13 protein-coding genes are annotated in these 13,716 nt (G+C 59.4%); 9 read left to right on the top strand and 4 right to left on the bottom strand.

Annotation, left to right across the window (positions count from 1 at the left end; genetic code table 11):
* Positions 1-42: 42 nt before the first annotated feature.
* Positions 43-564, bottom strand: coding sequence for an RNA polymerase sigma factor (locus ACQE3D_RS06950; protein WP_313728588.1), 522 nt, complete (start codon positions 562-564; stop codon positions 43-45).
* 750 nt (positions 565-1,314) lie between these two features.
* On the opposite strand from ACQE3D_RS06950, the gene ACQE3D_RS06955 reads away from it, so the two are divergent.
* The 3 genes from ACQE3D_RS06955 (at position 1,315) to ACQE3D_RS06965 (ending at position 4,312) form a co-directional block, all read left to right on the top strand.
* Positions 1,315-1,941 carry a hypothetical protein gene (locus tag ACQE3D_RS06955; RefSeq protein ID WP_064028153.1) on the top strand — a complete coding sequence of 209 codons (627 nt, stop codon included), beginning with the start codon at positions 1,315-1,317 and terminating at the stop codon, positions 1,939-1,941.
* Positions 1,895-3,157, top strand: a complete 1,263-nt coding sequence (locus tag ACQE3D_RS06960; protein WP_313728587.1) for a hypothetical protein — start codon at positions 1,895-1,897, stop codon at positions 3,155-3,157. The genes ACQE3D_RS06955 and ACQE3D_RS06960 overlap by 47 nt, the downstream gene beginning before the upstream one ends.
* Positions 3,158-3,280: 123 nt before the next feature.
* Positions 3,281-4,312 carry a hypothetical protein gene (locus tag ACQE3D_RS06965; protein ID WP_313728586.1) on the top strand — a complete coding sequence of 344 codons (1,032 nt, stop codon included), beginning with the start codon at positions 3,281-3,283 and terminating at the stop codon, positions 4,310-4,312.
* A 52-nt stretch (positions 4,313-4,364) separates the two neighbouring features.
* On the opposite strand, the gene ACQE3D_RS06970 is transcribed toward ACQE3D_RS06965, so the two are convergent.
* The gene (locus ACQE3D_RS06970; protein ID WP_313728585.1) at positions 4,365-5,354 is read right to left on the bottom strand and encodes an exo-beta-1,3-glucanase; all 990 of its coding nucleotides are present in this window, start codon (positions 5,352-5,354) and stop codon (positions 4,365-4,367) included.
* A gap of 693 nt (positions 5,355-6,047) precedes the next feature.
* Positions 6,048-6,923 (bottom strand): LysR family transcriptional regulator, encoded by an 876-nt coding sequence (locus ACQE3D_RS06975; protein ID WP_313728583.1) that lies wholly within the window; start codon positions 6,921-6,923, stop codon positions 6,048-6,050.
* Between the two features lie 120 nt (positions 6,924-7,043).
* On the opposite strand from ACQE3D_RS06975, the gene ACQE3D_RS06980 reads away from it, so the two are divergent.
* Together ACQE3D_RS06980 and ACQE3D_RS06985 are read left to right on the top strand one after the other, a co-directional pair.
* A complete protein-coding gene (locus tag ACQE3D_RS06980) occupies positions 7,044-7,370 on the top strand; it encodes an EthD family reductase (RefSeq protein ID WP_064028162.1) in 327 nt (108 codons plus the stop codon).
* Positions 7,371-7,475: 105 nt separating this feature from the next.
* On the top strand, positions 7,476-7,778 hold the full coding sequence (locus tag ACQE3D_RS06985) for a hypothetical protein (protein ID WP_071155129.1): 303 nt from the start codon (positions 7,476-7,478) through the stop codon (positions 7,776-7,778).
* 226 nt (positions 7,779-8,004) lie between these two features.
* Here the strand turns inward: ACQE3D_RS06985 and ACQE3D_RS06990 are convergent, their stop codons facing one another.
* Positions 8,005-10,896, bottom strand: coding sequence for a sensor domain-containing protein (locus ACQE3D_RS06990; protein WP_313728582.1), 2,892 nt, complete (start codon positions 10,894-10,896; stop codon positions 8,005-8,007).
* Here ACQE3D_RS06990 and ACQE3D_RS06995 point away from each other — a divergent pair.
* The 4 genes from ACQE3D_RS06995 (at position 10,895) to ACQE3D_RS07010 (ending at position 13,543) form a co-directional block, all read left to right on the top strand.
* Positions 10,895-11,689: a hypothetical protein gene (locus tag ACQE3D_RS06995; protein WP_313728581.1), complete on the top strand. Its 795-nt coding sequence runs from the start codon at positions 10,895-10,897 to the stop codon at positions 11,687-11,689. The genes ACQE3D_RS06990 and ACQE3D_RS06995 overlap by 2 nt on opposite strands.
* Before the next feature lie 411 nt (positions 11,690-12,100).
* The gene (locus ACQE3D_RS07000) at positions 12,101-12,562 is read left to right on the top strand and encodes a hypothetical protein (protein WP_168028030.1); all 462 of its coding nucleotides are present in this window, start codon (positions 12,101-12,103) and stop codon (positions 12,560-12,562) included.
* Positions 12,563-12,667: 105 nt separating this feature from the next.
* Complete coding sequence (locus ACQE3D_RS07005; protein ID WP_168028029.1) at positions 12,668-13,117, top strand: hypothetical protein; 450 nt, start codon at positions 12,668-12,670, stop codon at positions 13,115-13,117.
* A gap of 90 nt (positions 13,118-13,207) precedes the next feature.
* A complete protein-coding gene (locus ACQE3D_RS07010) occupies positions 13,208-13,543 on the top strand; it encodes a hypothetical protein (RefSeq protein WP_168027946.1) in 336 nt (111 codons plus the stop codon).
* Positions 13,544-13,716 lie beyond the last annotated feature (173 nt).

A 13,716-nucleotide genomic window follows, 5' to 3' on the forward strand; every position in this document is an offset into this window, starting at 1 on the left:
GAAGCAGTTTAACCAAAGTCGGGCGGAGACGGTCGGCTGGGATTAGAGTCGCGCCGCGTCGGCGGCCAGCCGGGCGCTGATGTGCTGCATCGCCAGCATCACGTAACGTTCCGAGCCTCGCACCGAAATTCCCAGCCGGTCGGCGATTTCTCGGTGCGAACAACCTTCGATCCGATACAACACAAAGGCGTGGCGTTGCAATTCCGGCAACTCGTCCAGCCAGGCCGAGAAGCGCTCGAGCTGCTGGTGGGCTTGCCAGTAATGTTCCGGCGACAAGCCGCGATCGGGAATCAGCTCCGGCTCGGCGTCGGCATCGGCCAAGCGTTCGCGTATCTCGCGGCGGCGATGCCGATCGACGGTCAGATTGGCGGCGGTTTGCAGCAGAAAGGCTTTCGGATTGCGGATGGTCTCCGGCGCCGGATATTGCGACAGTCGCAAAAAGGTTTCCTGCACGATGTCGCCGACGTCCGGTTCCTTAGGCCAGCGGCCGCGCACGAAGGCGCCGATTTCGTCGGCGTGCCTCAAGAACAGAGTTTTTAAAAAACCGGAAGATGCGTCGGACATGGACGGCTTGGCTGGATTTTAGGATGGTCGAGCGCCTTAGGCAGCAAGAAACACGCCACGGGTTGGCGTTGGCTGGGAAGACTGCATTGTCGTGTCGGCAGCCGGTCAGAGTCGAAACGCTTGGCGAGCGGAGCGAATCGCCCGGTGCCGGTTGGCGACGGGGCGTGATAGCTCGCTGGGGCCGGCTTTCACCGCGCTGGAGGGCGTTTAGCCGAGAATCGGCGCAACGATTCGAGTGTCACCCAAGACGTGCGGGGGTAACAGGCGTCGGTCGAATCATTTCTCGGCAAACCCTTGGAACTAAAGTGCGTGATATGCCGTATTATTTGGAAAAATGCGGCATATCACGCATAGGGAGCGCGCCGGCCAGACACGGCGGGCGACCGGGTTTGCCGTGAATTCACGGTTTGGCGGCGAGTAACGTGGCTGGCGACTTTCGCGCCACCGGAAAGTCAGGCATCCGCTCAGGCTGCGACCGGTAGCTTCCGTTTTTTCAGTTCCATGCGTAAATCAGCTGTCGATGCAGCGGGAACGCGCCGGATGTTCAAATGCGTTAATCCTCGGAGGGGCACGGACTCCGGCCGAACCCATCCGTACCAGTACAAATGTACTGTTGCATATCGCCTATGATTGGACGATCATCGCCAACGCAACGGTGTCGATGCCGGCGGTCGCCGGCATCGGAAACTCGCTACCCATCGCGCGAAACGACCGGCGTCCCTCGGTCCGCCATTCAAGTGAGGTTTGGCCATGCCTGTCTCGAGAACCAGCGTCAATTTGCCCGGCTTTGTCGGCGGCGTTTTCGCCACCGTCTTTCTGACCAAGGCGGCCAGCTATCTGACGCCTTACAAACTGTATTTTTCGTTCTCTTCGTTTATGTACAGCGAGAACGGCGCTTTTCGTTGGGAGTCGTTGACGATAAAGCTAGCCATTCCTTGTTTAGTGGGCTTTCTGCTGTTCTATTTGCCGTTCAAATGGATGCAAGTCACCAAGGGTAGCCGGATCAATTACCGAAACATCTACCGTTATTTGGCTCAACAAGCGGCATTGACCGCGCGTACCGCCGGATTTTTCGCGGCGCTGTTATTGGCTTGGCCGTTCATCGTGTTTTGGGACGTGTTGCAGCAGCCGGTTCTGCATCATCTGCAATTTCAATTCGCCTGCGTGTATTTTTTGTACTTCGTGTCCTTCTCATACTTTGCCGGTTTGGGGGTCGATCTGGCCAAGCTATTATTGCGCGAGCAATTGCCGCAACCGGCGACCCACGATGTGGCGGGAAATCTCGCTTGGCTGGAAACCGTTCGTACATCTTTCATGGGGATTGTCACCAGTGGGATCGCTACTTATTTCGCCGCTATCTTGGGCCGCGCTACTTAAAAAAACCGGGCGCGAATTGCTGCTGTTCGCCGGTTTGGGCGGCTTATTCGCCGCCGCGGCTTTTTTCGAGCCCTTCAACAACGAAAAACCCTATACCGGCCAAACACCGGATCAAGTGGTTCGCGATCATTTGACCATGCCGGAGCGCTTGGGTTACGCAATTCTGTTGCGATCCGGCTATGCTCAAGTTCAGTTGTACGACGAGGGCGAAGGAACGGCCATTTCGCTGTCGGAACAGAAAAACAGACAGAATATCGCGCTTCACCTGAGTATCGCCTCGTCGCATCCGGAGCTGGCCTGCTTGCGTCCGGATTACACGGTTGCGGTGGCCGACATCGGCGGCATCGATATTCATAATTTGACGATCGCGATCTTGGCGGCGGAAAAATACAACCGTTCCGCATTCGAGCGGCGCATCGAATTCGGTTTGGCCGACATCATCTTGCGATTGACGGGGCGACTGCCGAATTTCTCCTACGGATTGGCGCAACTACGTCCGGAAATCGCCAGGCAGGTCCTGCGGAACGAGTTGGGGGACGCGCTATCGGACCGGGATTTGCTGGCCTTATTGGACAATCCCTGCCAGAACGCCAGACTGGCATCGCAATACCTCGAAATATTGGTCAAACAGGCCGGTGCGGCGAAAACCCTGGAAGCGTTGATTGCCCAAGTGGCTCGGACCTACAACGGTGCGGTGACGCCGACGATACAAGGTCTCCGTTACGCGGACGCGGTTATCGGCGCATACGGCCTGATACCTTCCGATTACGTCGGTGACCCGGCGCCCAGCGTTGCCGCCGACGTCGACATCCATTGTTTGACGTACGAACCGGGCGCGGTCGCGTTCAGCGACGCCACGATGCTGAAGTCGGCGATGCTGGGCTCCGGCGATGCAGCAGAATCCGAGCAGGATAAGAGCGCTCCGGTGTCTAAAAAACCGGTAGTGCCGCCGGCGGAGCGAGACATTCAACTGAAATTTTCGACCACCGATCCGGGACCCGGCGCTTATACGGAATTATTAGCTCAGCGCCGCAAGCTATGGTTGGTCGAGCAATTGACGGCGTTGGGTTATAACAGACAACGAATCTCTATCGCCGACATCCGGCCGGAGGAATCGTTGTCGGCCGCGTGCGGCGATTCCGAATCGAAGTCCGATTTGGAGCCGAGCGTCGAAATCGATGTTTCCAAACCGGTTTCCGAGGCGGCAGCGGAATAGCCGTGGCGAATGCCATCGACATGGCGGATCGCGAGTAGCACGATAAGACCTCAAGTTCGCCAGCGCTATGGGTTTTCCGCAAACAGTGCTTAGCGGCTTGATTCGACACTGACGGGGATACTTATGCAGATGCTCGGGGCGATTCCTATCGGCATTTGGGCACCGTTGCTGGGCTTGGGCGTGGCGGTATGCGCCGGGGTGTGGCTTGGCGAACGGAAGGCATTTGCCCGGCGCGGCAAAGTCGCGGCCTGGCGCTGGGTCCGGCTGGCGACTCTGCCTATCTTGGCGGCGACCGCCGCAATCGCCTGGCTGCCGGCGCAAGCGGTCGGAGGCCCGGAAGCCTTGGCGGTGTTTTACCTGTGTTTGTTGTTCGTTTGCCCGGTCGTGTATTTTGGCTTGCATGTCTGGCTGGGACGATGGGTTTCGCCGGCACTGATCGGCGGCGAAGCCTTGGGCATCGCCGCCACCGGATTACTGCCGATCGCGGTGCCGGTCGCCGCCGCTCATCTGTTGCAACCCTGGTATTTCGAAGCACGCGCGGCGGTCGCCGAGGCCGGGCGATTGCGAGCGCCGGTGCGGCCCAGGCCGCATCGCATTGTCGACGAGCGTCGGTTTTTACTGCCGGAAATAGGCGAAGTGTGGGCCGAACATTGGGCGGCGCCGGGCGGGGTTCGGGTCGAACGTATCGAGTCGCGGCACGGCGGCGAGTTTTCGCGAGCCGACGATAGCAGCGGCGGCGGCTTGTGCCGGGCGGGCGATGACGTGTATCTGTTTTGGTCCGCCGCCGCGCCGACGCCGCATTGGCGAATGTTTTGGCGCGACGAGAGCGGCGAGTTGTTGCAATCGGAATGGACTTCGCAGCCGGCCGCCGGGCCAGCCGAGCATTTTGAGTTGCGTTGGTCGGACGCCGGCTTGCGTTTGCCGGCGCGGATTCCGTTGGGCATGGTTGCTTTGGCGCGTGTCCCGGACGGCGGGGCGGAGTCTTTCGACGGTTTGTTGGGACCGGGGGCGGTTTACGATCCTCTCGACAATTGTCTGCCGCTGGATTTGCGCTGGCCGGCCAAGCCGGGTTGGTCGGCGCCGCAAGCATTGCGGATCGCGCAGTGGCGCATCGACTTGCAAGCGATGCGTTTCGCGACCTTCCGCCGACCCTAGCCCAAATCCCGGACAACCCCAACACCACCCCAGCCGACCGTGGCTGCGGTGGTTAGCGTCGAGGTATGCCGTGGCAAGCGTAAGGCGCTTGTCCGGCGCAGATGCCCCAATAGCGGCCGAACAAACCTTCGTTGCCCGGCTTCCAGTTTTCGGCGAAGGCCTCGAAGACCACGCCGGACCAGCCTTTTTCGGCCAGTTTCGCCAAGGTCGACGTCACCACCAGGGCCTGATTGGCGGGACTGGCCACGCCGCAGTGCTGACCGGTATGGGCGTTGACTTCGGTGCCGTTTTCCGGGCCGCTGGGCCAGCCGAATTCGGTGACGACCACCGGTTTGTCGGGATAGGTCTTACGCAATTGGTTCAGGCGGGCGATATGAAAGTCGGCGGCTTGTTCGGCGCTGGTGCAAGGATACAGACCGGAAAACTTGTTCTCCCACCACGGAAAGATATTCGCGCCTATCCAATCCACCTTGGCCGCGAACTCGGTGGGCTGACACTCGGCCGCGCGGTCGCACCATTCCCACCAGGTATCGATCGTCGTCAGCGGCTGACGGACGCCGGCCTCGCGGAAGGCGTCCAGGCAACGCAGGATCTCGCCGTCCAGGGCCTTGGCGTGGCGGGTGCGCACTTCCGAGCCGCAAGCCAACTTGATGATGGTGTCCGAATAGGTTCGGGCGGCGGCGATGCCCTCCGAAATCGACTGAGAGTTCATCGCAATATCCCGGTCCAGCCAGATAATGGCAATCACCTTGAGTCCGCGAGCGCGGGCGGCGGCGAAGGTGTGCTCCAAGCCGTTGGTGACGCCGTAGGTCATGATGCAGCGAAACGGGGTTTGCGCGATCAGGCGGTCCAGCAAATTGTCTATCAATTCCGGGCTGGGATGGGCGCCCCAGTCCGGGTTCAATTGGCCGACGTAGGGACTGAAGGCCGCGCAGCGCATCATGTCCGCGCTAACGGCCGAAGTCGGGGCGGGACTATCGGCGGCGCGGCCGGAGCCGGCGGACAGGCTTAGAATCAGGATCAACCACATCCAACGTGACATGAGAACTCCTCGGCTGCAAGGTCAGCCGCTGTTTAAAGAGGGATTGCCGTTAGCTTGAGCGCCCGAACGGCTGCCTGGGATGCGGGAGGTTCGCGTGCATCCGGAGTGCAGGTTAAAGCCTATCAGCGCGCCGCTTAACGCCGAATTAACGCAGTTTTCGGCGGTCGCTCCGCCGGCGGCGTTGTAACTATTCAGAGGGCGTTTGGGGGAGGGGTTACCTGTGGCGTTAAGTTAAACCTAAAAAGGGCAGTTGGTATGTATTGCGGGCCGTTCGTGCTGAGTCCTTCGGCTGCGTTCAGGAGAGCCCTGTCGAAGCATGATGACGGCTCGCAATACACTCGCCAAATGGATGAATGAAAAATCCCGCGCGCCCTTCGACAAACTCAGGACGAACGGGATTTTTCATCGCCAAACTGCTCTTTTTAAGTTAAACGGTTACAGTCAATGTAAGCCGCTGGTTGAGCGGAACAGAAATAAGGCGTTGGCTGAGCGGAGTCGAAATAAGGCGGTGGCCGGGCGGAGCCGACGTAAGGCGGTGGCTGAGCGGAGCCGAAGCCGGCGATTTCGCTTCGACGCCGCTCAGCGAACGGCATAGCCGACATTGAGGTGTTCATCCCCCGCTCTGTTGGGAGAGGGCGTTTTTACTTCGCGCTGAATAGTGACGCGGCGTTTTCGGCGCGGTTTGGGTTCGGCCTAAAACGCCACTTGCAGTTTCGCCAACAGCGGCTTGAGTTCCGGATTGGCGGCGTTCGGCGCCGGATAAATCGCCGAGACGGTCCGACGAATGTCCGGGTCGGACAAATAGCGCCATTTCAAGCGCTCCGCTTGCTTGGGTACGTTGAATTCCGGCAGCAGCGCAACGCCGATGCCGGCGCTAGCCATCGCCAGAATCCAGTCTTCGCTGTTGCTGCGATAAGCGGCGTAGAGATCGATTTGCCGGCCCAGGCACACGCCGCGCAAGGTTTCGCGCAACTCGCAATTCAGCCGGTCCAGATAGGGTTCGGCTTGTATTGCCGCTAGATCGATGGCCGGCAATTGATTGAAACGGTGCTGGTCGTTAAACACGACGACGTAACGCTCCTGGTACAAGCTCAAGGTCTGCAAAGGCGCGGGCGGCGGCAGGGTGGGGGCGCTGATCACCAGGTCCAAGGTTTGTTCGTCCAGTTGCCGCAGTAACTGGGCCTCGCCGTCCACGACCAATTCCAGTTCCAAATGCGGGTGTTCTCGCTGGAAATCGGCAAAGAAAGGACTCAAATGCCGGGCGGCGATGGTCGTCATCACGCCGAGCCGCAGAGGCACGGTATTCAAGCGGCTGAAACGAATAGCCTCGGCTTTGACGGCTTGGGCCTCGCGGAAAATCTGACGCAAGGTCGGTTCCACCAAGCGGCCCAACGAGGTCGGTCGGCAACCGCTACGGTCCCGGCTGAACAGTTCGCCGCCCAACTCGTCTTCCAATTTTTTGATGGCTTGCGTCAACGACGGTTGGGCGACGTAGCTGGACTGGGCGGCGCGAGTAAACGAGCCCTTGTCGCAAACCGCCAGGAAATAGCGGATTTGTTGCATTTCCATGTTCGCTCTCCGGATAATGAATAGGTAATACCTATTGTTTCATAGGTAGTCGGTATTTTACTACTGGGATAAAAAGGCGTTTCATATGTGCTCCCATTCATCAAAACATTGGAGTTACCTATGAAAGCAGCAAAATTAATCGTGATGTACCCCGTTCCGACCGATCTGGAAACCTTCGAGCGGCTGTATGCCGACGAGCACGTGCCGATGGCCGTCGAAAAATTGGCTGGGAAAACCCGTTTCGTGGCCTCGCTGATCTTGTCCAACGCCGACCAAAGTCCGGCGGCCTTCCACCGGATCGCCGAAGTTTATTTCCCCAGTCTGGCGGATTTGCAAGCCTGCTTGAGCTCGCCCGGCGGTCAGGAAACCGCCGCGCACGCGGTAGCGATCTCCAGCGGAGGCGCGCCGGTATTCATGATTTCAGAAGTGGAAACGTTCGACTTTTAATCGAAACAACCGGCCGGAAAGCGCCGAACCGGCTTATCCGCGATTGAGCGGGATAGGGCGGCGGCGTTTTTCGGTGCCGGATTCGAAACCCAACGGAGGAATCGAATGAATACCCGATACCGCAAATATCCCTGGCGCCGCCGGCTGAAAAGCCGATGGCCGCCCCGCCTGCTATTGCTGGCGCTGGCCGGCTTGCTGAGCGGCTTGGTCTACGCCCGGCGCGGAGAGGTTCAAGTAGAGCCGGTTTGTGGTCCCGGTGGAGGCTTTCCGGCGGATGGCGGCAACGCTTACGTCACGCCGCCGCCGGTTAACGCGGCGGCGGTGATCGACGCGGTTTACCGGGCCGAACCCGGCCAAACCGCTTGTCGGACTCAGCGGTCGGACGGGGCGGCTGCCTGGACGTATTAAGATAGATTCGGCCCAAGATGGATGATGGTCATGCCGGCTCGCGTCGCTGCGACGCTGGCTGGGCGTTACGCGGGCTTCGGGGATAGTTCGTTTCGGGATCGTCGGACTGTAAGCCGGGTGGTAGATTCGGCCTGCAGCCATTCTAGGTTCCTTTCGGCCCCGTTCGGGGAACAAATCGGCCGGTTATCACCCAAACGCCGCCTCTCTAACGGCGGCGTTCGAAGGGTCAGGAATCGGTGCGGATGTCGGTGGCGCGGGTCGTTGATTGCGGCGCCTCGGCCGCGGGAGCGATCGATTGTTTGGCCGAGTTCAGCCAGGCGGTCCAAACCGCGTCCAATGAGCGGGTGGTCAGCCATTCGTAAAACCGGTCGGCTGGCATCGGCCGGGCGATGCCGTAACCTTGCGCCAGTTCGCAACCGTTTTCCAGCAGCACTTCGGCGTGAGCCAGGGTTTCCACGCCCTCGGCAATCACCAGACGCTTAAACGCGGTGGCCAGACCGATCACGCCCTTGACGATGGTGAGGTCGTCCGGGTCCTCGAGCATGTCGCGGACGAAGCTTTGGTCGATTTTCAGAATTTCGGCCGGAAATCGGCGTAAATAGGTCAACGACGAGAAGCCGGTACCGAAATCGTCCAACGCAAATTGTACGCCGAGCCGGCGGCAGGCGTGCATCGTGTCGATGACCGCCGCCATATCCTGCAAGGCGCTGGTTTCCAGAATTTCCAGTTCCAGCGCGGTCGGCGAAACATCCGGAAATGCCGACAACAGCGCCGCCAGCCGCGCCGGAAAGTCCGCTTGTTGCAAGTGGAAGGCGTCGATATTCACGCTGACCGTCAAATGCACGCCGACCGCCGCCCAGGCCCTGATTTGCGACAGCGCGGTGGTCACGACCCATTCGCCCAGCGCCACGCACAGCGGATGGTTGTCGATGTGCGGCAAAAACAGGGCGGGCGCCAACAAGCCTTGCTCGGGGTGCCGCCAGCGGATCAGCGCTTCGGCGCCGACCACCTCGCCGCCGCGCAAATTCACCTTCGGTTGGTAGTGCAGGCAAAATTCGCCTTGATCCAAGGCCAGACGAATCCGCTCGATATTTTCGAAGCGCACCTTGACCGCCGCATCCCGGCCGACGTCGAACACGTGATAGCGGTTCTTGCCGGCTTGCTTGGCGATGTACATGGCCTGATCGGCGTGGCGCAAGAGTTGGTCGGTATCGGCTTGATCGTCCGGATACAGTGTGATGCCGACGCTGGCGGATACTTGTAGCGGGATTTGGTCGATCGTCACCGGATTGGAGGTGGCCCGCAGCAGACGCTCGACCACCGCTTCGAAATCGCCGGCCTGGTTTAAGTCGACCAGCACCGCGATGAATTCATCGCCGCCGATACGCGATAACGAGTCGCCCTCCCGTAACGTATCCTTTAAGCGGTTGGCGACCGCGATCAGCAGTTGATCGCCCAGGTCGTGACCGTAGCGGTCGTTGACCGCCTTGAAACCGTCCAGGTCGATATACAGCACCGCCAGCGAGGTCGCATGCCGTTCGCATTGCAGCATCGCTTGCTGAAGCCGGTCGGTCAATAACACCCGATTGGGCAGCCCGGTCAGCACGTCGTAATGGGCGATATGCTCGAGTTGTTGTTGGTGCTCCTTGATCGCGGTGATGTCGGTAAACAGCGCCACGTAATTCTGAATCCGGCCGTCGCCGTCGTGAACCGCGCTGATCGTCAGCATTTCGGCAAACTCCCGGCCGTCCTTGCGCCGGTTCCAGATCTCGCCCGACCAATAGCCCTTGGAGATCAGCTCGGCCCACATCATCGCGTAGAAGGCTTGCCCCTGCCGGCCGCTATGTAAAAAACTGGGTTTTTTACCCAGGGCTTCGGCGTTGCTGTAGCCGGTGATATGGCTGAAGGTATCGTTGACTTCGACGATGACGCCGGCGGCGTTGGTAATCATGATGCCTTCGCGGGCATGGCTGAACACGCTGGCGGCCAATTGCAATTTGGCCTCGCCTTGCTTGCGCTTGGAAATGTCCTCGACGATGGACCAAATATATTCCCGGCCGTCCGGGCCGTGCACCAGCCGGCCGTTCAGATTGATCGGCACCAAACTACCGTCCTTGCGCCGGTAGTGTTTTTCGTAAGGTCCGTAGCGGCCGGAATGTTTTAGCGACTCCAGTTGCAAGGATTCCTCGTGCCGGTACTCCTTGGGCGTCAGCGTCCAGTAATCGATATCCGTCAATTCGTCGGCCGGATAGCCGCAGATGACGCGAAACGCCTCGTTGAACTCGATGTAGCGGCCGTCCATGTCGGTCAAGGCGATGCCTAGCGGCGCTAGTTCGTACAGGCCGCGCAATTTTTCCTCGCTGGCGCGTAGCGATTCCTCGGCGAGCTTACGCTCGGTGATGTCGGTGTCCATGCACACGTAGCCCAGCCGATTGTCCTCCAACGGTATCGTAAACAACGTGGAAAGCATCCAGCGCATTTGGCCGTCGCGGGTGTGCAACCGCACTTCGTAAGGACCTTGCGGGCAACGCTGTAGATGGGCCAGCAACAGCCGGCGACGAAAATCGGCGGTGGCTTCCGGCGTGAGGATCAATTGATCCAGGGTTTTGCCGAGCGCCTCCTCGGAACGCCAACCGTACAGCTTCTCGGACGCGGGATTCCAGTAAGTGACCCGGCCGGCGGCGTCGTACCACTGCACCGCGATATTCGGGGTATTGTCCAGCGTGGCGCGCAATTGCGCCTCGCTGCGAATCAGTTCGGCGGTGCGCGCCGACACCCGGTCTTCGAGCGCCGAGATCCGGGTCCGCGCCTGTTTGCGCAGCAAGCGATGCCAAATTAAGAACGCCGCGATCAGCGACAGCGCTGCAAACGCGACTTGGCCGGGGGTAAACAACCCGTCGGGTTGAACGGCGTTGCCCGAAGCGGGGTTGCTAAGCGCCGACGGGTTGCCTTGGTCGGTTAAGGTATTGCCGAGCCGGAGGGTGACACGGTCGGGTAGGCTGCCGGGGAGCGGTAGGGCGTCGACCCGGCCGAGGGCCAGTAAGGCCAGCGCAGCCATCCAGCGCCGCGCGGCCGGCTTGCCGGCGCGGCCGGTGGTCCGCAATCGGGAGATCAGCATGAACGAAGACGGTTTAGTAATGGGCGGCTGGATTTTTCCATGCTCAAGTCGGGTGCCGATGAACGCGTTTGCCCAAATTTTTACAGGAAACCCTTGCAAATTGATAGGGGGAATTTTCCGCGCGGCGACGATCAACGCGCAATTCGCCGCGCGGGAAATGGTGGCTGGTTTCGCGCCGCGAGAACCGGACGACAGGCGTCCGCGCGGTGTTTACCACGATCAGCCGCGAGCCGGCACCACGGCTACGGCCTCCAATATCCGCAGCCCAACGCTCAGCAAACGAACTCTGCCTAGCAGCGGAAAACTCTGCCGTGGAACCGCTGCAGCCGCGCTAGGCCGCGTCCCGCACGGTATTGAATTGTGCGCGGCCGACCCTACCAACATTTCGGTCCACCGCACGGGATTCTCGTCCGACCGCGCCAACATTTCGGTCCACCGTACGGGATTTTCATCCGACCGCGCCCACGCTTCGGTCCACCGCGCGGGATTTTCGTCCCACCGCGCCCACATTTCGGTTTACCGTACGGGACTCTCGCCCGACCGCGCCCACGGTTCGGTCCACCGCACCGGATTTTCGACCGACCGCGCCAACTGTTCGGTTCACCGCACTGGATTTTCGTCCGACCGCGCCAACTTTTCCACCCACGGCCCGGCCTTTGCCGCGCTCCAGGCCCTATTGGCCGACAACGTCCCCGATTTTGCCGTCCACGGCGGGGCGGATCGCGAAAACCGTCGAATATTGGGCGGGGTTTATGCTAACCGGCGCGAAGTTGTTGGGCTATTCGCAAATTAGGGTTGGAAACAACCCGCTGATCGATGTCATGGAGTCGAATCAACTGCTTGGAATTCGGTTATCGGGAAGTCATCGGCGTGGTTAGGTAGGGCACGATCGTCTTGTCTCGACCCTAAGCGGTCGGATTATGTGTGATTTTGATTGGCTGCTCAGTTTCGTATTGCAGACCCAGAGAAGATAGCCCAACAATGTTCCTGATTTTATTGCCTAGCGTCTGGTTATCATGGAAGATATTGCCGTTTTTGGGCTTCGGTCAGAATGTCGTTTTTATCAACACCAGTTGGGGCGTTGAAATCCGGGACTGGCTTCAAATCAATTGCTTAAAATTTATCATTTAAGTTATGCGACATACGAACCGAATTATAAGACATCAAATGTCGTATATATTACGTTATGCCTACTGGATACATCATGACGCGAGTCGATAAGCTGACAAGACTGGTCGCTGTATTCGATCAGTTCCACAACGCCATTGCGGCGCTCGACGATCCATTGGCCAAGCAGTTAACAGGGAACTGGGCGGGGCTTCGGAACCAATATGTCACACCGAACGGTGCTCCTCGCTCTGCTTTTGTCGCTGGAATGGAGCAGGGTCTGCGTGAAACGCCGATGCTCCTGCAATCCATGCGGTCCGAGACTAGGAAACTCGCGGCCGAAGCTCTCGCGGCAGCGATTACAACGCATTACCCCGAGTTCTTGACCAAGGATGCCGCGCGGCTCGAGAAGATAACAGCACGTGGCTCCATCCGGGGCGAGAACGAGTACTACTTGGTTCGTCACCATATCGACATCCTAGAGGGAGAGCCAAGTCGAGAAGAAGAGCTTCGACTGTTGTATGAACTCGTGGATCGATTTGAGGCGCGAGGCACATGAGGCATAACATGGCGATCAACCGGAGCGCGGTTATAATGCGGTTTTATTTTTCAGCTTTCCGGGCCGCGCCCGGTTAGCTCTACGTTAGGCGGCTCCACGCACACCATGAAACGAACCTTTGGAAACCTTTTCGAGCGGTTGCTCGGAGGCGGCACCACCCTCACCGAGGTCGAGTTTCAGTTGCTTCAGCACTTGGTTGGCGCGTTGCCGCTGCAACTCCGTTCCGTGGTTGACGCGCAGTTCAGTGCTTACAATCTCGTTCAACGGGAGAGCGATGGGCGCGCACTGAATTTCTACCGAAAGAAGGCAGGACGGGCGAATAACATGGATGGCTTGCCGCTTCTCCAGATGTCCGTGGATGAGGCGCCGCTCATCCGATTGACAGCTACGCTCGCCGGAGACGCCGAACCACTCCATGCCACGCTCAATGCCGTAGGCGGGCGTGTGTTTTGTATGGCGCTCAGTCGCGCCGTGCGTGCTGAGGGCGCTGTGACAGTTTCGGATTTTAAGCAAGCATGGCGCTCAAATTTTCGTTATGAAACCGCTGCCGCCTAACCATGCGCTGCAGCGAACCCGGCGGGAGCGTCGCGGTTGCAAGTGTTGCGTCTTGTGCGCCGGGTCGCTGAGCTTGGGTCGTTATGCACCATGACTGAAACTATCTCTGCCGCTGCCGCCGAAAACAATGAACGCCTTCTCGCTAGGGTCGAAGGCCTTGGCGGGGGATACTGCTGGGATGCCGAAATTTTCGCTGTAACGCTGATAGACGTTGCTGTCGCAGATACCGACGCAGCAATCCTTTGTGGGCTTGTTGGTGTTCAACAGGTGGCACTAAATGCCTCTTTACTGTCTTTCCCTGTGCTCGAACGAATCGCTCAAATACCAGGACTGCAATCGTTGGTCCTGAATGTTCCAGCCGTATCGGAATCGGAGCTTGATGCGCTGAAACGCTTTGTTCCAGAAGTCCTCGTGGTTGACGAATAAGGCATAACATGGCGCTCAACCTCGCTCCCTTCGGTCGCTGGACGCCGCGCGATACAGCTGCGCAGCGCCGGTTAGCTCTAGGTGTGTGCCGGGCATGGCGCGTTACTATGTAGGTGAAAGTCCGGCAGCCAGGTTTTCGTAGAGCCGAAGGCTAGGGAAACGGCAAGGGCGTT

Origin of the sequence: Methylomonas sp. MS20 (genome assembly GCF_050275925.1) — a bacterium.
Classification (GTDB): Bacteria; Pseudomonadota; Gammaproteobacteria; order Methylococcales; family Methylomonadaceae; genus Methylomonas; species Methylomonas koyamae_A.